The sequence below is a fragment of the Acinetobacter corruptisaponis genome (assembly GCF_030053775.1).
Lineage (GTDB): Bacteria > Pseudomonadota > Gammaproteobacteria > Pseudomonadales > Moraxellaceae > Acinetobacter > Acinetobacter corruptisaponis.
Genome location: NZ_CP125669.1, coordinates 1,096,939 through 1,114,192, shown reverse-complemented (window position 1 = coordinate 1,114,192; position 17,254 = coordinate 1,096,939). Strand labels below are relative to the sequence as shown.

The 17,254-nt window shown below is 40.4% G+C and carries 25 protein-coding genes and 1 pseudogene; 10 read left to right on the top strand and 16 right to left on the bottom strand.

Annotated features, from left to right (window positions below; genetic code table 11):
* Positions 1–109 precede the first annotated feature (109 nt).
* Positions 110–310, top strand: coding sequence for a hypothetical protein (locus tag QLH32_RS05730; protein ID WP_267980952.1), 201 nt, complete (start codon positions 110–112; stop codon positions 308–310).
* A gap of 63 nt (positions 311–373) precedes the next feature.
* Here QLH32_RS05730 and QLH32_RS05725 read toward each other — a convergent pair whose 3' ends face one another.
* Positions 374–754, bottom strand: a complete 381-nt coding sequence (locus QLH32_RS05725) for a MerR family transcriptional regulator (protein ID WP_283268588.1) — start codon at positions 752–754, stop codon at positions 374–376.
* Positions 755–853: 99 nt separating this feature from the next.
* Between QLH32_RS05725 and QLH32_RS05720 the strand changes: the two genes are divergently transcribed.
* From QLH32_RS05720 to QLH32_RS05710, 3 genes are all read left to right on the top strand, one after another.
* Positions 854–3,577, top strand: a complete 2,724-nt coding sequence (locus tag QLH32_RS05720; RefSeq protein ID WP_283268587.1) for a heavy metal translocating P-type ATPase — start codon at positions 854–856, stop codon at positions 3,575–3,577.
* A 155-nt stretch (positions 3,578–3,732) separates the two neighbouring features.
* Positions 3,733–4,971, top strand: coding sequence for a putative solute-binding protein (locus QLH32_RS05715; RefSeq protein WP_283268585.1), 1,239 nt, complete (start codon positions 3,733–3,735; stop codon positions 4,969–4,971).
* Positions 4,972–5,056: 85 nt separating this feature from the next.
* Positions 5,057–5,806: an NAD-dependent epimerase/dehydratase family protein gene (locus QLH32_RS05710; protein WP_283268584.1), complete on the top strand. Its 750-nt coding sequence runs from the start codon at positions 5,057–5,059 to the stop codon at positions 5,804–5,806.
* 304 nt (positions 5,807–6,110) lie between these two features.
* On the opposite strand, the gene QLH32_RS05705 is transcribed toward QLH32_RS05710, so the two are convergent.
* The 13 genes and pseudogenes from QLH32_RS05705 to QLH32_RS05650 form a co-directional block, all read right to left on the bottom strand.
* Entirely contained in the window at positions 6,111–6,359 is a 249-nt protein-coding gene (locus tag QLH32_RS05705; RefSeq protein WP_283268583.1) for a helix-turn-helix transcriptional regulator, read from the bottom strand.
* Positions 6,360–6,707: a hypothetical protein gene (locus tag QLH32_RS05700; RefSeq protein ID WP_283268582.1), complete on the bottom strand. Its 348-nt coding sequence runs from the start codon at positions 6,705–6,707 to the stop codon at positions 6,360–6,362. It abuts the gene before it with no gap.
* Positions 6,700–7,293 carry a hypothetical protein gene (locus tag QLH32_RS05695; protein ID WP_283268581.1) on the bottom strand — a complete coding sequence of 198 codons (594 nt, stop codon included), beginning with the start codon at positions 7,291–7,293 and terminating at the stop codon, positions 6,700–6,702. Before QLH32_RS05695 ends, QLH32_RS05700 begins: the two co-directional genes overlap by 8 nt.
* Positions 7,290–7,472: a hypothetical protein gene (locus QLH32_RS05690; RefSeq protein ID WP_283268580.1), complete on the bottom strand. Its 183-nt coding sequence runs from the start codon at positions 7,470–7,472 to the stop codon at positions 7,290–7,292. Before QLH32_RS05690 ends, QLH32_RS05695 begins: the two co-directional genes overlap by 4 nt.
* Positions 7,465–7,992 (bottom strand): hypothetical protein, encoded by a 528-nt coding sequence (locus QLH32_RS05685; RefSeq protein WP_283268579.1) that lies wholly within the window; start codon positions 7,990–7,992, stop codon positions 7,465–7,467. Before QLH32_RS05685 ends, QLH32_RS05690 begins: the two co-directional genes overlap by 8 nt.
* Positions 7,985–8,221: a helix-turn-helix domain-containing protein gene (locus tag QLH32_RS05680; protein ID WP_283268578.1), complete on the bottom strand. Its 237-nt coding sequence runs from the start codon at positions 8,219–8,221 to the stop codon at positions 7,985–7,987. Before QLH32_RS05680 ends, QLH32_RS05685 begins: the two co-directional genes overlap by 8 nt.
* Positions 8,222–8,230: 9 nt before the next feature.
* A complete protein-coding gene (locus QLH32_RS05675) occupies positions 8,231–8,533 on the bottom strand; it encodes a hypothetical protein (protein ID WP_283268577.1) in 303 nt (100 codons plus the stop codon).
* A 47-nt stretch (positions 8,534–8,580) separates the two neighbouring features.
* The gene (locus QLH32_RS05670; protein WP_283268576.1) at positions 8,581–10,335 is read right to left on the bottom strand and encodes a recombinase RecT; all 1,755 of its coding nucleotides are present in this window, start codon (positions 10,333–10,335) and stop codon (positions 8,581–8,583) included.
* A gap of 27 nt (positions 10,336–10,362) precedes the next feature.
* The gene (locus tag QLH32_RS05665) at positions 10,363–11,247 is read right to left on the bottom strand and encodes a PD-(D/E)XK nuclease-like domain-containing protein (protein WP_283268574.1); all 885 of its coding nucleotides are present in this window, start codon (positions 11,245–11,247) and stop codon (positions 10,363–10,365) included.
* A 63-nt stretch (positions 11,248–11,310) separates the two neighbouring features.
* Positions 11,311–11,922 (bottom strand): hypothetical protein, encoded by a 612-nt coding sequence (locus QLH32_RS19895; protein ID WP_490046013.1) that lies wholly within the window; start codon positions 11,920–11,922, stop codon positions 11,311–11,313.
* Positions 11,923–12,124: 202 nt separating this feature from the next.
* Positions 12,125–12,406 (bottom strand): annotated as a pseudogene (locus QLH32_RS19890) (DUF7666 domain-containing protein); the annotation flags it as partial.
* On the bottom strand, positions 12,406–12,963 hold the full coding sequence (locus tag QLH32_RS05655) for an Nmad5 family putative nucleotide modification protein (RefSeq protein ID WP_283268572.1): 558 nt from the start codon (positions 12,961–12,963) through the stop codon (positions 12,406–12,408). The gene QLH32_RS05655 and the pseudogene QLH32_RS19890, both read right to left, overlap by 1 nt.
* A gap of 2 nt (positions 12,964–12,965) precedes the next feature.
* Complete coding sequence (locus tag QLH32_RS05650) at positions 12,966–13,166, bottom strand: hypothetical protein (protein WP_283268571.1); 201 nt, start codon at positions 13,164–13,166, stop codon at positions 12,966–12,968.
* A 189-nt stretch (positions 13,167–13,355) separates the two neighbouring features.
* Here QLH32_RS05650 and QLH32_RS05645 point away from each other — a divergent pair, with 189 nt between their 5' ends.
* Entirely contained in the window at positions 13,356–13,529 is a 174-nt protein-coding gene (locus tag QLH32_RS05645) for a hypothetical protein (RefSeq protein ID WP_283268497.1), read from the top strand.
* 110 nt (positions 13,530–13,639) lie between these two features.
* Here the strand turns inward: QLH32_RS05645 and QLH32_RS05640 are convergent, their stop codons facing one another.
* Entirely contained in the window at positions 13,640–14,146 is a 507-nt protein-coding gene (locus QLH32_RS05640; RefSeq protein WP_283268496.1) for a hypothetical protein, read from the bottom strand.
* Positions 14,147–14,397: 251 nt separating this feature from the next.
* Positions 14,398–14,757, bottom strand: a complete 360-nt coding sequence (locus QLH32_RS05635; protein WP_283268494.1) for a helix-turn-helix domain-containing protein — start codon at positions 14,755–14,757, stop codon at positions 14,398–14,400.
* A 30-nt stretch (positions 14,758–14,787) separates the two neighbouring features.
* Between QLH32_RS05635 and QLH32_RS05630 the strand changes: the two genes are divergently transcribed.
* The 5 genes from QLH32_RS05630 to QLH32_RS05610 are packed head-to-tail and all read left to right on the top strand — an operon-like array spanning position 14,788 to position 17,248.
* Positions 14,788–15,030, top strand: a complete 243-nt coding sequence (locus QLH32_RS05630) for a Cro/CI family transcriptional regulator (RefSeq protein ID WP_349307083.1) — start codon at positions 14,788–14,790, stop codon at positions 15,028–15,030.
* Positions 15,031–15,039: 9 nt separating this feature from the next.
* The gene (locus QLH32_RS05625; RefSeq protein WP_283268493.1) at positions 15,040–15,348 is read left to right on the top strand and encodes a hypothetical protein; all 309 of its coding nucleotides are present in this window, start codon (positions 15,040–15,042) and stop codon (positions 15,346–15,348) included.
* 15 nt (positions 15,349–15,363) lie between these two features.
* On the top strand, positions 15,364–15,687 hold the full coding sequence (locus QLH32_RS05620) for a hypothetical protein (protein WP_283268570.1): 324 nt from the start codon (positions 15,364–15,366) through the stop codon (positions 15,685–15,687).
* Positions 15,688–15,689: 2 nt separating this feature from the next.
* Complete coding sequence (locus QLH32_RS05615; protein WP_283268569.1) at positions 15,690–16,742, top strand: hypothetical protein; 1,053 nt, start codon at positions 15,690–15,692, stop codon at positions 16,740–16,742.
* A complete protein-coding gene (locus tag QLH32_RS05610; protein WP_283268567.1) occupies positions 16,739–17,248 on the top strand; it encodes a RusA family crossover junction endodeoxyribonuclease in 510 nt (169 codons plus the stop codon). The genes QLH32_RS05615 and QLH32_RS05610 overlap by 4 nt, the downstream gene beginning before the upstream one ends.
* The last annotated feature ends 6 nt before the right edge of the window (positions 17,249–17,254 follow it).

The following is a 17,254-nucleotide window of genomic DNA, read 5'->3' as shown; positions in this document are numbered from 1 at the left end:
GTGTTTTGAAGTGCGAATAGTTCTTATAAATAGACGATTCGAGAGGATATAAAATTATCGACTTTATAAAAATACTCAGAATTTGCTAAACAATTGTAGAGGGAAAACGATGTTGGAATCTAAAAATCTAATTGTGCTTGATCAAATGCTTGTCCTAACCAAAGAGGGCAAAAATGACTTGGTCTATGAAAATGATACCCTACTTAAGGTAAAAATGATTTCGAATCAACATATCGTAGTAGAGGATGATCAACAGACCAGTTTCCTGCTCAAACAGCGGGATGAAAATGTAGTTTGGTCATTTGTATAAATAACAAAATCGCAGGCACCTGAATATAATCATCAGGTGCTTGTCATATAAAATAAGTTCAATTTATTGTTTAAGTTCCATTAAAATCGGGCAGCAATCATTTTCTGTGGTTTTACATTCATCTAGCCAGCTTGAAAGCCTTTGTTTTAGTCCCTGCAATTCTTGTATCCGCTCATCTATCTTGCTTAAGCGTTGTTCAATCACATACCTTACCTGAATACGGTCTTCCAGATTTAAGGTCAGTAATTCCTTAATTTCATTCAGTTGTAGGCCAGCATCTTTGGCTTTCTGGATAAAGCTTAAGGTTTCGATATCTTGCTGATGATAGTAACGATAGCTGTGTGTGCTCTCAGGTACACGCATTAAGCCAATACGCTGATAATAACGAATGGTTTCGACGTTGATGTTGCAGGACTTTGCCAGTTTACCAATGGTCAGGTTCATGTGTCTGTTCCTTAAAAGTAGCCTGAAAAAATACTTGACTCTGTACCTGGGTACAGACTTTATCCTATAACCATCAAAAAATAAAAGATAGGTGTAGTGATGACTCAGCAACAAGCTTCATCATGCTGTTCAGGTCAGAAAACAGCAATTGTTTATGAATATACTGATCCTGTATGTGGAATGCAGGTGGCTGAAACGTCGAAGCATTATTTTGATTATCAGGATATTCGTTATTTATTTTGTTCAGCGGGCTGTCAGCAAAAGTTTAGTACGCAGCCTGAAAATTATCTAAGCCTCAAAAAAGAGCAGCAGGCAGCTTCATCATGTTGTTCCAAGGAAAAGCCAGTCAAGCAAACGTCGTGTTGTGGTGGAACTGAATTGGAACAGAAAGATGAGCCTGTCGAAAACTTATCCTGTTGTGCACCAAAACTGACTGAGCAAAAAAGTAATTCATGTTGCGGTGCTAAACCAGAAATATCACCTGTTAAAGAAGAGGTAAAAAATTCCTCATGCTGTGGTGGAGGGCAGCATCAACACCAGCATGAAGCAGATAATCTTCAAACCGAGATTGACCCTGTGTGTGGGATGTCAGTTAAAACTACAACTGATTTAAAAACAGACTATCAAGGGAAAACCTATTATTTCTGTAATCCATCCTGTCTGGATAAATTTAAACATGACCCTGAATTTTATTTAACTCCCGCTGATCAGCGTCCAGTTCCCGAGGGAGCAATGGATATGGATTATACCTGTCCGATGGACCCTGAGATTGTACAAAAAGGCCCAGGCACTTGCCCAATCTGCGGCATGGCACTTGAACCGATGCAACCCACTTTGGATGAGGGACCAAACCCTGAACTGGTGGATTTTAGCAAGCGTTTCTGGACAACCTTGCCACTTAGTTTATTGGTGATGATTCTGGCAATGGGTTCGCATATCCATGCCTTTATCTCACCACATATCCAGCCCTGGATTGAACTGGTGTTAAGCCTGCCTGTGGTGCTATGGGCGGGTTATCCAATTCTACAACGTTGTTTGGTGTCCTATAAAACAGGCCATCTGAATATGTGGAGTCTAATCGGGGTTGGGGTGCTTGCCGCATTTATTTATAGTGTGATTGCAACCATTTTCCCGTCACTGATTCCTGTTGAAGCCAAAACAGGGCATGGCGTGGCAGTGTATTTTGAAGCAGCCTGTATGATTGTTTCGCTGAGTTTGTTGGGACAGATTCTGGAACTGAAAGCACGTTCACAAACTGCCAATTCCCTAAAAGCCTTGTTACGTTTACAGCCAAGCAAGGCTAAACTGGTTCAACATGATCAGGTGGTGGATGTCGATATTGCCATGGTCAAACAAGGTGATATTTTACAAATTTCATCGGGTGAGCAAATTCCACTCGATGGCGTGGTGGTGGACGGAAAAACCTATGTTGATGAATCCATGATGACGGGTGAGCCAGTTCCTGTGAAAAAGGAAAAGGATGACCGAGTGATTGGTGGAACCATTAATCAACAAGGTTCTATCCGTATCCAGACCACTGCGGTGGGGACCAATACCACATTGGCAAAAATGATTCAGACGGTTGCCGATGCACAGCGTTCCAAAGCACCATTACAACGGATTGCCGATGTGGTGGCGAAATATTTCGTGATTGCGGTACTCAGTATCAGTGTTCTGACTTTTATTGCATGGATGGTTTTCGGTCAGGCACAGTTTGATCTGGCGTTGATGTGTGCGGTTGCGGTGCTGATTATTGCCTGTCCATGTGCTTTGGGTTTGGCAACACCAATGTCGGTGATGGCAACTACAGGCCGTGCAGCACAGAAAGGTGTGTTGTTTAAAGATGCCGAAGCGATTGAAGCATTCAGTAAGGTTAATACCCTGATTATTGATAAGACGGGAACACTGACTGAGGGCAAGCCAAGCCTGAAAGAAATTCAGCCACTCTCTCAAACCTTTACCCAGACGCAAATTGAGTTGTGGATTGCCTCCATTGAGCAGTATTCGACTCATCCTATTGCACAGACCCTGACCAAGTTGGTGGATGCAAGCCAGTTATTGAATGTTACTGATTTTGAAGATGTCACAGGCTTTGGGGTGAAAGGCAATATTGAGGGCAAGACCTTGTATATTGGCAGCCAGAAACTGATTGAACAGTTGGGCCTAATATTAGGTGATGCCTTAAGTAAGCAGCTTGATCAAAAACGTTCACAAGGTGATGTCATTAGCTTCCTGATGTCAGAGCAAGAGGTGATTGCCTATGTTTCGATACATGATGCAATTAAGGACAATGCCAAAGCCGTGATTGACCAACTACATGCTGATGGAATTGATGTGATCATGGCAACAGGTGACCATGAAAAAAATGCGCAGATGGTGGCACAAGCATTAGGCATTAAAAAGGTCTATGGCAAACTTGATCCAAAACAAAAGCTTGAGATTGTGAAACAGGCACAGGCCCAGGGCAGGATTGTGGCAATGGCGGGTGATGGTATTAATGATGCGCCTGCACTGGCACAGGCCAATGTCGGCATTGCCATGGGTACAGGTACGGATATTGCCAAGCAAACGGCGCAAGTGACTTTGGTTAAAGGTGATATTCAGGGCATTGCCCAAGCTGTTCATATGGCCAAACTGGGCGTGAAGAATATGAAGCAGAACCTTGCTTTCTCCTTTGTCTATAATGGCTTGGGTGTACCTGTCGCAGCAGGATTATTCTACCCACTGACGGGGTTGTTACTCACGCCAATGTTTGCAGCCGTGGCGATGTCACTCAGCTCATTGTCTGTGGTGGTCAATGCGCTACGATTAAATAAATCTTAGTCAATTCCCTTAAATAAAACCCTATTCTCATCAGTTGAGAATAGGGTTTTATTTTGACTCAACTGACATCATCCAAATAAATCCAGTCAATTCTATTTTTATGCTTTAACCGTAACTTGAATAAAACTATTGGGAAATAGCTAAGGATGGAATGCATGCAAAACAATAAATTCACCAAGTTTATGAAATCATTTCTCATCTCAACTGTGATGGTATCTTCACCATTGTTGATGAATAGCAGCCATGCTGCCCCTGAGGGAAAGCTGGATTTAACGCTATCAGCGCACTCACAAAATAAAATCAAGCAACTGTTAAATGATCCAAAAACATGGCAACAGATTCCACAACAGGTCACCTTATGTGTATTTTCGCCCAATGGTGAGCATAGTGAAGCTTTTGAACAGGCTACCAGCTATATTACTGAAATTCCGAGAATGGTCCGAGTCGCTAAGCAGTTTGGCGTAAATATGAATGTGACTCGACCATCGCATTTGCAGTTTAAGCTGGATTTTGATTATCCAAAACTTAAAAAGTCAGCTTCAACTTTAGTGAATTTAAAAGTTTATACCAATGAGGCGGTACTCACCGAAGATTTCCGTAGCAAACGCTGTGATGGAGCAGGAATCAGTAATTTACGCGCCAAACAGTTCAACAAGTTTGTTGGCAGTATCGATGCAATTGGGGCACTACAAACCTATAAGCAGCTCAGTGCCGTGATTCAGGTTTTAGCCAACCCCAAATTTGATGAAAAAATGATAAACAAGGATTATGAAGTGGTGGGTATTGTTCCACTTGGTGCGGCCTATATCATGGTAACTGATCGTAATATCAATACCTTGGCTAAGGCGGCGGGCAAGAAAGTTGCCGTTTTCCAATTCGATGAAACACAAAAGAAACTGGTACAAAATGTCGGGGCGCAGCCTGTATCTGTGGATTTAATCAGTGTGGGTGGGAAATTTAATAATAAAGAAGTGGATATTATGGCAGGGCCAGCCATTTTGTTTGAACCGCTTGAACTCAAGAAAGGCATGACCGATAAATCAGGCAAGGTGGTCGGTGGAATTATCAAGTTCCCTGTGATTCAGGTGACAGGCACGCTCATTATGCAGCGTAACAAGTTTCCAGCAGGCATGGGCAGTATTGCACGGGAAATTATCTCTAAACAGCTCACGCCAGCGTTTCAATTTGTCGATAAGATCGAAGCGGACATTCCTAATCAATATTGGCTAAGCCTGAATGAGAGTGACAAGCCTGGCTATGTCAGATTGATGCGTGAAGCACGTATTCAAATGACCAAAGAGGGTTTTTACGACAAGGATATGATGAAGTTGCTGAAGCAGGTACGTTGCTCACAAGAGCCAAGCAATTATGAATGTGCAACAAGTGATGAATAATAGATAATCTGGATTAGAAACATCAGCGATAGAATAATAGTTTTAATACGGACTTAATCTATCGCTTTTTTATGTGGATATGATGATGAAAAAACCGACTCAGCCATTCGATAAACAGCCGATTATTTTTATTGCTGGAGCTACAGGTGCCATAGGTTATAAACTTTGCCTAATCCTGAAACAAAAGGGTTATGTTGTTTATGGTATGACCCGTTCAATTGAGAAAGCACAATTTCTGGAGGCTATCGGGGTTATACCCGTAATTGCTGATATTTTTAATGATCAGCAGATTAAGGAAATTATAGAAAAAATTGCTCCAGATGTGGTGATCCATCAACTGACTGACCTACCTTATGGCCTGAATCCCGCTTTAATGGAACAGGCAAGATTGAATAATGCAAGGATTCGTAAACTCGGTACACGTCATCTGCTTCAAGCATTAAGTAAACTTCGATGCCGATTTATCGCACAAAGTATCGCATTTGCCTATGTTCCCGATCAGCCATTTTATGATGAAAGTTCGGCGCTTGACTTGAATTCCAGCCATCCTCTACTAAAGTTAAATGCAGAGGGTATTTATGCATTGGAACAACAGGTCATGCAAAGCGATGTGGATGCCGTCATTTTGAGATATGGAAAACTTTATGGAAATGCGACAGGTTGTTTGGCCGCTGAATCGTGTAGGATTCATGTGGATGCGGCTGCCTATGCTGCATATCTGGCGATTGAGAATGGGCAAGGGATTTATCAAGTTGTTGAAGATGACTTAATTTATCGAAATATAAAAGCTAAACAGGAACTGGGTTTTAATCCAGACTATCGGTTTAAATTATAATTTTATTTAAAAATAAAATGCTCCAGAGGTGCCGCTGCATGGTCGTTACCCTGAACCCGATGAGTTCTCGGGAAGATATGCTTTTATAGCAATACGAAACGATATTAAAGCATATTTAAGCGCATGAAAATGTAATTTAAGTTTTTGTATTTTAATGAAAATACCTGAAATAATATTAAAGAATATTCAGCGATACGATAATATACTTTATTTGCCTACTATCTGCCTATTTCTCTAAATTTGCCTATTTTTATCTGCTTTTAGCCTATTGTTTGCCTACTATTTTTTTCAATAAAAATGGCGGTTAAACCGCCATTTGAGATGTAGATTGTATGCGCTGCCTTTCAATATAAGCCAGCACATCAGCTTTTTTATAAATGATTTTTCTGTAGTGCAATTTTGAAAATGGAATGCCGCCACCCTCACAACGCTTTTTTTGCAACCAGGAAAGGGAGACACCAAGTATTGCCGCGATGGATTCTGGTGAAAATGAAGCATCATCATTGGCAGTGTTGAATCTTTCGATTTCAACTTGTACATCTTCACTGTTCATTTATGATTCCTCCGCATCCGCTTTTGCTTCTTTTCGATCTAATCGTTCAATTTCTGCGATTAATAAAGCAGCAGCTCGAACCAAGTCTTTACGTGGACTTTTAGGCTTCCAAAAATCTAAATCCCACGGCCAAAGATCAGGTGCTTCTTCTGATTGATAAACATCAGGACCAAAACTCGAATTATGAACCCATCCGCGTCTAACAACATTATCGGCATAACATACAGATGCTCTAAGAAGCTCATTTGCTTTATATTCATCATCATGTTCATTTGAATAATGTTCTTTATTTATTTGGCGCTCACGCTCAGCAAGAACATCATTTATAGCTTTAGATAATTTACTCATTTCCGCCCCTTGCTGCTTCTAGCAGTGCATTCAAAATCTTTTCACCATCAAGACGAAAAACATCTGCTGTTATGCCACTTGCTTCGACTTGTTGTTCCACTTCCTGCTCAATCGCGTAAACACATTTTTCATTTAATTTAATTAGAACAAAGTCTTTCAATTCATCGTCATGTTTAAAAGTTGCGAACTCTATTAAATTGTCTAAGAAGTTAGATAAATCCAAATGAGTTCCCGATTGTTTAAATCTTTCAACTTCATTTTTTATATGTTCAACCTTTGCACGTTGCTTGTACGCTCGGTCAGTCCAATCAATACAAGCATTAGAAAAATGCTCTTTATCGCTGTTCAGCTCAGCATATTCAGACTTTGGCACCACCACGCACCCATCGAGTTTTGCTTCTGCACGTAGGGCAGAGGCTTGCCATATTTTCCAGCCGTAGTTCAACTGTGTAGCACATTCTCTAGAACTGTCATCGAATAATGAAAGTGCCACATATTTACAGTCTTGGAATTTTGCCCCACGTAGCAATCTAATATTTTCAGGAATTGCCTCAAAAGCCTCGCGTTCTTTTTGAATATCAATCATTTTCCACCCCTTGCTGCTTCTACTGTATTTACTTCTTCAAGCTGATAATAAGCTGTACATTCACAACGTGGGCAAACAAGATCTTTTGCAAAGCTCCACTGCCTAGATTGTTTTTCCAAGCGCTCACTTTCTAAATGTTTATTTCTGCATCTACAGCACTTAACCAGATAATCACTCATGATGATTCTCCTTTGCTGCTTCAAAAACTTGCTCATTCTCTAAAATTATTGCCTCACACTCGCCTCTAGTTCCTACAAAAAAACGTGATCTAGACCTATCGATTGGGTTGCCATAATCCGCAGCCCAAGTACCATAAAGTTTCTCTGTTTTAATATTGGCTTGAATATGTTTGTTTATCTCCATGATATCGCCAAGATCAATACAATCACCCAAATTATCAAGATTATCGAGAGAATTGCAGAAATTCTCAGGTTCATTTGAGTCTTGCCAAAAGCAAGAAATTTGATCTTTCGGCACCACAACGCACCCATTTAACTTCTCATACTCAAGTTTTGCCCGTCTAAGCCAGGCCAACCATTGTTGATTCATCTGTGATATGGTTACAACTTCATGATCAAGCGGATTTTTCTTGCTCAAGACAAAGCATTCATTTTCTACATCAAAAGTAAACTTAATAGCACTTGGGTAATACTTATAAATACCCAGAAATACTGATTTTTCTTTTTCAATATCAATCATGGCTTTGCTCCAGAGTTTTACATTTCGCCAACTGTCTTGCCCTTTGCCCCAACTTCGATCTACTCATTCCGATTAATTCAGCCGCCGCCCGTTGATTACCTTTTGTTTTAATCAAGGCCTTTTCAATCAACACATTTTCAAGATGCTGAACTAGACTTTTAGTGACATTCACACCGCTAGATATAGCTTTATCAATGTCAGATTCACGTAATACGATGCTATTATTCATATCAGCACCTTAAATATTTATAAATAAAACAGGCTGACAACCAGTATCTTTAATGGCCGCATCTTTATAATGTTGGTAATAACTACTTATGTAGTCCTCACCAGTATCGTCATTAATAAAATCACGAATTTTATGAACATCCTCAGATGATAGGTCATACACAAAAAGATCATTTAAAAACTGTTCTTTAGATGTTTCTGTTTCACCATAATTTTCAATGTAATATTGATAAACATCTTCTTTTGTTTTTGCTGCATATATGGCTTCATCACAGTTTTCAATTAGTTGATAGCCATTTATTTGAAAATCCATAGCACTCTCCTACAACCCCACCCACCGCATGAGTGGGGGTATATAAATTAACCCTGTAACTCTGCATAGCGGCGGTCATAGGCATTATTGATTTGTGTGATCTCGTCATCTGGTAAGCTATTTACTGCTGGATCACTCATAATTTCGTTCAAACGATCAATGCTTGCGGCTTGGTCAATACTTTGAAGATAGGAGCCAACCAGACTTAATTCATCTTCAAAAATATCTTGCTGTGACAGCACTTCTTTACGATGAGCATATGCCATTAATACGGCTTGGTAATGTTCTTGTGTGAGCTTTGATTCGTTACCTTTAATAGTTCTTGCCACTTCCGCCTCAAGCGATACCACATCTTTGGCATTAGCAATCATTAGCTCAAGACCAGCTTTAACAGAATTACTTTTTATTGGATCAGGTTCTACAACTGTAGCCTTAGGTTCTTCTTTTGCTGGCGGTGGAGTAAACTTTTGCTTCAACTGAGTATATGTATCTTTCAAATAGGATAGATGTGTACCAGTCAAACCATCATTTTTTAAGAACTCATCATGGATTTTATTCAAATCATCCTGTGATGTAGCTGCATTCATGCGAAGTAAGTATTCTCTACGGATTGAAAGTGATGTGGCTTTTTCGGCATTCTTTGACTGGATTTTTTGAGTATCGTTAGCTTGCCGTTGCTCAAGCTGTTGCAAGTCATCTTCTGTAACTTCTGCATCAACAACTTCACCTAACCCATCATTAATGAGAACAGGTTCAGGCTTTTTTGCTGTGGATACCTCCGCAATGGGTTGGAACTTCTGGCCTTGAGCTTTGATCAGAGTCATTAATTGTTTGCGCTCTTCTTTATCCGCATGATCCATTGCTTGCTCTTCCATAACATCAAGATGAGCAGGGGATTTTGCTGACAAAATACCACGTTTAATCTGAGTAAATGTTGGTGCGTAATCCTCAACAACTTCATTTTGCATTACTTTTTGCTGTGAAACTTGGCTCTCATCCTCATAATTCTGGTGATTTGACACCTCATTTTGTGTTGAAGTTTGGACATTTTGATCCTGTTCTTGATATTGATTGGTATCAACGGTCACGAAATCGCCATCAATTGTTACACCCTTACCAGACTCTTGAGCATTAGAAACATCCATTGCATTTGATAATTCAATAGATTGAGGCATGTACTTTAATACTTGCAATAAAGCTACTTTACGAGCATATGCTTCAAAATGTTTATGTGAGTAATGATTTGGCTGTAAAGGCTTAACAACTGTTTTTTTGAAGTGTTCACGTACTTTACGCACAGGCCACACTTCAATAATAGGCATTTCTGAATCTTTAACACGACCAATTGCATAAACGTGTGTCAGTTTATCGACATCAAATTCGCCACAAGGTTTGTGACGGCAATATGGGGAGTCGCCAAGCATATAATCAAATTCATCACCCTCGTAAACCGCACCAGTCCAAACAGATGAACGGCCACCACGTTGTGCTAAATCAACAAGACCTTTCCAGCCTGGAATAAAAGTACATTTATCTTTGTAAGGCACTAAGTAACCCTGACCATTTACACCAGGTTCCAGACCAAGCTGTGAAGCAATGATAATGCTTGAAAAGATAGAGTTTGACGTACATTGCTGCAATGCAGGATTTTGACTAAATGCAGTCAAAGATAGGCGAATCATTCGATCCACAGTTAAATGCTTAGGTAGAGCAGCTTCAAGTTGTGACTTATACTTCAACATATAAGTTTGAAATGCTTTAGCAGGGCTTTGAGCAGGTACATTTTGTGTTTGAGTATTCATTGTAAATTCCTAAGTTTGAATAAAAAATTAATTAAAATCGTTTTCTAAAGCTTGTTTTGTCATGTACGATGGCAAGAATAAATCTTCCATTTCGAGTGAATAACCATCCCATTCATTGATGAGAAGTGACTCGGCAAGCAATTCTTTAGCTTTGTTGTAGCGTGTGTCGCCAACGCTTAAAAATAGGTGGGATGCTTTATACTGTTTGACGTTGAAAGGAATAGAACTTTCCGCAACCAGTAAAATAAAGTCAGGTTTTTGCTCAGTTTGGTAATACTGCTGAAAACCCTCACGATACATAGATGCAGAAAGGTCATAACCAAAGTCAGAGCATTTTTTAGAGAAAGCGTGGGCACGTGCATCAGTCGTGGTTTTTAAATCCAAAATTAAGCCGTTTGGAAATGTCTTGCATGGTGCAATGTGCCAGTCAGGACGAATACGCAACGGTAAATCGAATACTGGATCGGTAAAGAATATGCTTGCCTCAGCCATGCCATAATTATTCTGCATATCAGCATAGGAGCTCAGTTTTTGCAGATTGATTACTATGCGCTTTGCGGCTTCAACCTGTTCAGCATCAACCAAGATTTTTCCTTGATTAGCTTGCTCCCAAGCCAAGGCTTCTTCTTTCCCAGCCTTTGTGCGACGCTCAAATTTTGGTGCAACAACAAATTCATTTTCAAACTGTTCAGGTTCTAAAAACAATGTGTGAGCTAATGTGCCAAAATTCATAGCCGCTTTGGTTTCTCGTTCAACTTCTTTTAAAATATTGTTGGAATAGAAATGGGCAGCACTACGCAACAAGTCCTTTAATTGGCTTGAGCTGTACTCTGGGCGAGCGTGATATTCATCATTGCTCATGCCCTGAATAAGCTGATCAGAAGATTGTAGAAGTTGAGGTATGGTATTCATATTAATCACCATCAACTTCTACAAATTTATGATTTTCATCTAATTTATATGCTGTATTGGCTTTTAGGCCATCCTCACCAATATAACCAATAACAGTGCGATAACGCTCAGCATTTCGATCCCAGTACCGAATGCGGATTTCACCTGATTCGCCAGCCGTTGCCGTGCCATAATCAGCAGCCGTTGCCGTGCCACCATTACCAGCCGTTGCCGTGCCATAATCAGCAGCCGTTGCCGTGCCCTTATAACCAGCCGTTGCCGTGCCACCATTACCAGCCGTTGCCGTGCCATAATCAGCAGCCGTTGCCGTGCCCTTATAACCAGCCGTTGCCGTGCCATAATCAGCAGCCGTTGCCGTGCCATAATCAGCAGCCGTTGCCGTGCCCTTATAACCAGCCGTTGCCGTGCCCTTATAACCAGCCGTTGCCGTGCCCTTATAACCAGCCGTTGCCGTGCCCTTATAACCAGCCGTTGCCGTGCCATAATCAGCAGCCGTTGCCGTGCCATAATCAGCAGCCGTTGCCGTGCCATAATCAGCAGCCGTTGCCGTGCCCTTATAACCAGCCGTTGCCGTGCCCTTATAACCAGCCGTTGCCGTGCCCTTATAACCAGCCGTTGCCGTGCCCTTATAACCAGCCGTTGCCGTGCCCTTATAACCAGCCGTTGCCGTGCCATAATCAGCAGCCGTTGCCGTGCCATAATCAGCAGCCGTTGCCGTGCCACCATTACCAGCCGTTGCCGTGCCTAATCCGCCAACAATAACAGCTTCGCTGTCACCAACAGTTATAGACGCACCAATCACCGCAACATTTTTGCAGCGTGGTTCATTCGCAATGAGATAGTCAGTGGCAGTTTTTTTATCGCCTACAAATACTGTTTTAGCTGAGGGAAATTTGCATTTATCGCCAAGCATCACAATACTTTTAAGATCAACTTCAAGTACCATCCATTTGCTATCTTCAGCAAGATAGTCTGAGCAATTATGATCGCCAGCACCAAACAACCAGCCATGCAGGCCATTACCACAATTGGTATTTTTAACCCAATCTTCAGCTACAGTTGTTCCGCCAACATCTGCCCACTGGAAGCCGTCACGGCTAGTAAGGTCTGAGCGGCATGTTCTTAAAACAAGTGCTGTATTTTTCTTAGACTTAGCCATTACACAGACTCCACAGGTAGGCCCAAAGCGGCATTTAATTTATTGACTTGGATAGCAGGCAGGATCGCGATTGTTGGCTTTTCCTCAAATTTCTCTAAAAGAGATTTAGACTCAGGCCATACTTCCCATAATTTTTTGAATGTGTGGACGCTTTCCAGCAAGGCTGTAATTTCTTTAGACATAGAGTCTTTTTGCTTATCAAGATCATCACAAGCGTCAACCGTTTTGAGGTAATCAAGCGCAACCTGTTCATCACCAGCGAAAAGTTTTGCTCTATCACCATGTCTATCTGAATGACGAGCACCAACAAGGCGAGATTCAGAAAAATAAACAGTGTGCTGTCTACCACCAATAGCTATATAGATATATCTGGATTTTGGTAAAAATCCTTTTGGCAGGCTTTCCATAGCAATTAACGAAGTTGCATAAACATCCTGATAGACTTTTTCACCAGCAACAATTTTTGCCTGTGATGCGGCTTTTTCTTTTGCATCAAAAGCGTGAGAAATGATGGTGTTCAGCATTGCTTCACGCAAAGTTTTAGTTAAACGACTCATGATCAGTTACCCCAAAATAAACCGTGAATAAAGAAAGTGAATAGATACCAAAGCACTAGACCCGTACCTAGGAACAAGGTGAGCTTGAATGTATCGACCAGATTAGCCCACAGGTGTTCCCAGAACGGGATTTGCATGTCCTTGGCTTTGGGTTCAGTGCAGCAGGGGCGAGTCGTTTGACTCTGGATGGTTCTTTGTTTCATAATTTGATTGCTCCTCGTTGGGGGTAAAGCACATCGGGGGTAAGAGGTCGGTGTGCTTTTTTATTGGTAACGAGGTAAAGATAACTAAAGTTATTATTATGGTCAATAACTTTAGTTAGTTTTATTTGAATATTTATGCTTTAATAACAAAAGAAGCCCTCATAGTGAGGGCTGTATGGAGTTATTAAGATGAAAGGTGTTCGTACGCTTTGGCGGCAGATATTGATTTTTAAGATGTTAAAGGTGAATCTGCTTTTGGGAAAAAAATCAGTCGATGAGCTTATTGCAGATGCAAAAAAAATAGAATCTTTTGTTTTCCAAAAAAATATACATGAAATTAGTTCGGAGGCTTCAAATGATTAAGTCACCAAAATCAATCGTGATCAATCCACCAAGAAAGGGGGTTTATGTTGATGTGAAAACTGAACATGATACTTTTCTAGTCGATATTGGGAATCAATATCTAGAGTTTTCTAGGATAGTCCAAGATACGTTCCAATTAGTACAATCGCATTCGGTAGATTATCTAAGCCCTCATCCAGTAGTTTCATGGTCAGGTGTTTTATGGACTCGGCAGGCAGCTCTCGAATGCCATCAATCATTGACTGCTTATGTTCAGGGGTTGCCTCCGCTTGATTGATTCTGCGTTCTAAAATAGTTCTTAATGTGTCAGCTTCAAACTTAATGGTAACAACGCCAAGAATTGCAGAAAGCCCACCATCATCAGCCAAAAAATCCATCCCTTTTTGACTGATTGTTGGTAGGTGAATAATCAAATTAAATCCAGTACCGTTGTAATTACTTAGTGTTAAACTTTTCTTTTCCACCAGTTCATGCTGCATTAAATAATATAAATTTCTTAATGCAGCCTCATAATTTTCTGATCCCTCTGGAAAATCATTGTAAAAATCCCAATGGTAGGGATATTTTGCAGCCATATATTCAAGTAGTTTTAGTTGTAAACTTCTATCAAGAGACATAACACACCATAAAAATAGATTTCATAATGCAAAGCCTATCCATTTTAAAAGCCAATATATCGGCCATATTTCTGCCAAGAAAAAATTGACAGGAATAAGTATTATCCAATTCCACCAATTGTAATTTGTATTAAAAAACAATAAGTATATAAGCGTTGGGATGCTACCCAACTGCCATAACCAGAAGAATAATTTACCTTTATCCATTATTTCCTCTATTAATCAATTAGACTTTAGGCAAAATTTTAAAATTAGCCCGTTTTTTGTGCCGTGATTTCACTACTTGGGAGTGGTTTCCAGCTATTTACAATTCCATCAATCAGCCCAATTCTTTCATCAGTAAGTTCCCCTTGCTTTGAAAGTAACTGTAATTTTTGTATAAGTTGATCAAGCTTATTTCCTTTCTGCTCAGTCGTTCCATACAAAATATAATCAATAGTCGTATCTAGTTTGACTGCCAATGCAACAAGGCTTTCATGTTTTGGAACATTCTCATCTTTTTCCCACTTTAAGACAGTAACACCGCTAACACCAAGAAACTCACCAAGAACTTTCTGTGAGAGCTTCTTTTGCGTTCTTAATGTATGAATGCGAGAACCTATAGTTTCCATAAAACAATATACCTAGGCAATAGATAACTTATGTTAGCTATTGACACGCTAACTTTAAGTAATAGAATAATGATAACTAAAGTTATCGAATTTGATTTTATGAAAAAGTCTGAAGCATTGAATTTGCTGCAATGCACAATTCCAGAATTAGCCAAAATTTTAAACATTTCAACAGAGGCCATTTACAAGTGGGGTGATAAGCCCATTCCGATTGCTCGCGAGTACCAGATTAAAGACATAGCGGCTGGAAGAAAGCCATTGGCTAAGTCTTGAGGTGTCTCTATGTCTGAAAAATTAATAGAGAGCATCACCCATAAATGCACTGATATTGAAAAGCGGAAGCTGGAAGCAATAGCAAAGTCACGTAATTTAAGTCTGTCTGAATTGATACGTTCAATCTGCATGAGAGAAATCCAAGATGTGGAGGAGTTTTTACATTCTCTCCAAACCGCATTTGCTCTTACCACAGATACAGCAGATACGTTTGAGCTGTCACCCCAGCCAATTATTGACATCACCCCAAAACGAATAGGCACAAAAAAAGCCCAACTGTGCGACCAGTTGAGCCTTATTGCCATACCAATAAATTGATATGAGGTAGTTCAGATGACCAGCTTATCACAGAACAACCAGCAAAACCAAGACCCTTTAAAAAAATTGAATTGGATACAACAGCATCATGCCGACGCCTTGGCAATTTTGGACTGGATGTTCCAGCGCAACAAAAACAACCTGATCAAACGTGGATACCGCCCTGATAACGCCGCCGTAAACCGTAAGGAGTGGCGTGAGTGTATGGAGTGGCGTGAGTGTATGGAGTGGAGATTCCGTTGTGATTGGAGAATTTCGCAAGAAATAGAGCATAGCTTGGCACAGACGGGCTTGCTTTTCTTTTTTGGCGGTTATGTAAAACGCATTGAGGATAAGTAGCTATGAATACTGCACCAGTGATTCAGTTTCCTAAGCCTCAGCAAGAGCAACAAGAGGCTAGTAGGGGCATGTATAGCGATAGATTTAAAAAAGGCTATGTGATGTCGAGCCGATTGTACAGGGAGGAAGTTTACCCTTTCCTTTCTGACGCTGCTCGGAATGTTTATGCCGAATTAGAGAACCGCATCAACGGACACAATAAAGAGTCTGATTTTGTCAGCTATTCTCAATTGCAGGGTGGTGAGTTAGAGGGGGCACGTCAACTGGGGCGTAAAACTGTTTCAGCAGGGGTAAAGGAACTTATAGATTTTGGCGTTATTTCAGTCATGGAATCAGGAAAACAGGGGGTAAAAAAGTATCGTTTAAATGAAATTTCTCTAATAGATCGGTTCACTAAGGGAACTAGTTCACTTACGACACCAGTTCACCTACAACACCAAGATCGGTTCACTAAGGGAACTAAAACTGGTTCACCTAGTGAACTCACAATAGATAATAAGAATTCTTTAGAAAATAAAAAAAAGAAATTGCCTGTGGATAACTTGGATTTTGAGATGTTTGACAGCTCAGTCGAATATCATCAGGACGACAAGGAAATTTACACACTTCGGGAACTGGCAAACCAGTACACGGTTAAATCCGATTTCACGGCCCAAGCACGAAAACAAAATTCACAGCTCACCGATGAATTTATTTTGGCTGAGTTGAAAAATTTTGTTCAGTGGTCCACAACACGGGAAAAAACCACAGCGCAAGGCTGGATGAATTACTGGATTTATCGAATCCAAAAATTATCTACCTCAAAACCAAAAACTACGGCCAAGGCAAAAACATCACCTGGAACAAAAAATCTTACTGACCCTCAAATCAATATGTTCAGCAGAAAACTTTGTGCTTTGCCTGATTTTGCTTGTACCTATGCCAACTCTGGTGAATCACAGAAAAGTTTTGAATCCCGTATCGCTGTAAAACTTCGTGATCCTGAAAACCTAAAGCACTGGGCATCCTATCTCCGTGACGTTGGATTTATTGGCAATGTGGAGGGTAAGGCATGAGATGGAGTGAAGATCAGCTACAAGCACACCTAAAAGCGCACAGAAACAGGGCTAATTTGAGCAAGGAGCGATTAAAAACTGAAAATGATGCAAAGGTACAGCAAGCAAAAAATAATTGTTTAGAGCGCAAATTGGAGCGAAATGAAGCTACTAAGGAAAATTTTATTTTAAGTTGTGAAGTCGCAACATACCCGCCGTCTGTAAATCATTATTGGGTTAAGTCAGGCAAGAGGTTTGTTTTAAGCGATAAAGCAAAAGCTTTTCATATGATTATCAAAGCATTAATACCTCCACTACAAACAGAAGCACGTTTAAAACTCGAAGTCACATTTCATTTTCCCAATTACCAGACACGGGACATTGATAACTACCTGAAAGCAACAATCGACAGCCTCGTTAAATGTGGCCTATGCATTGACGATGAGCAGTTTGACGAACTGATAGTAAAACGTGGTGAGGTCGTTAAAGGCGGTTTAATAAAATTAAAAGTAATGGAATTGGAGTGAATATCA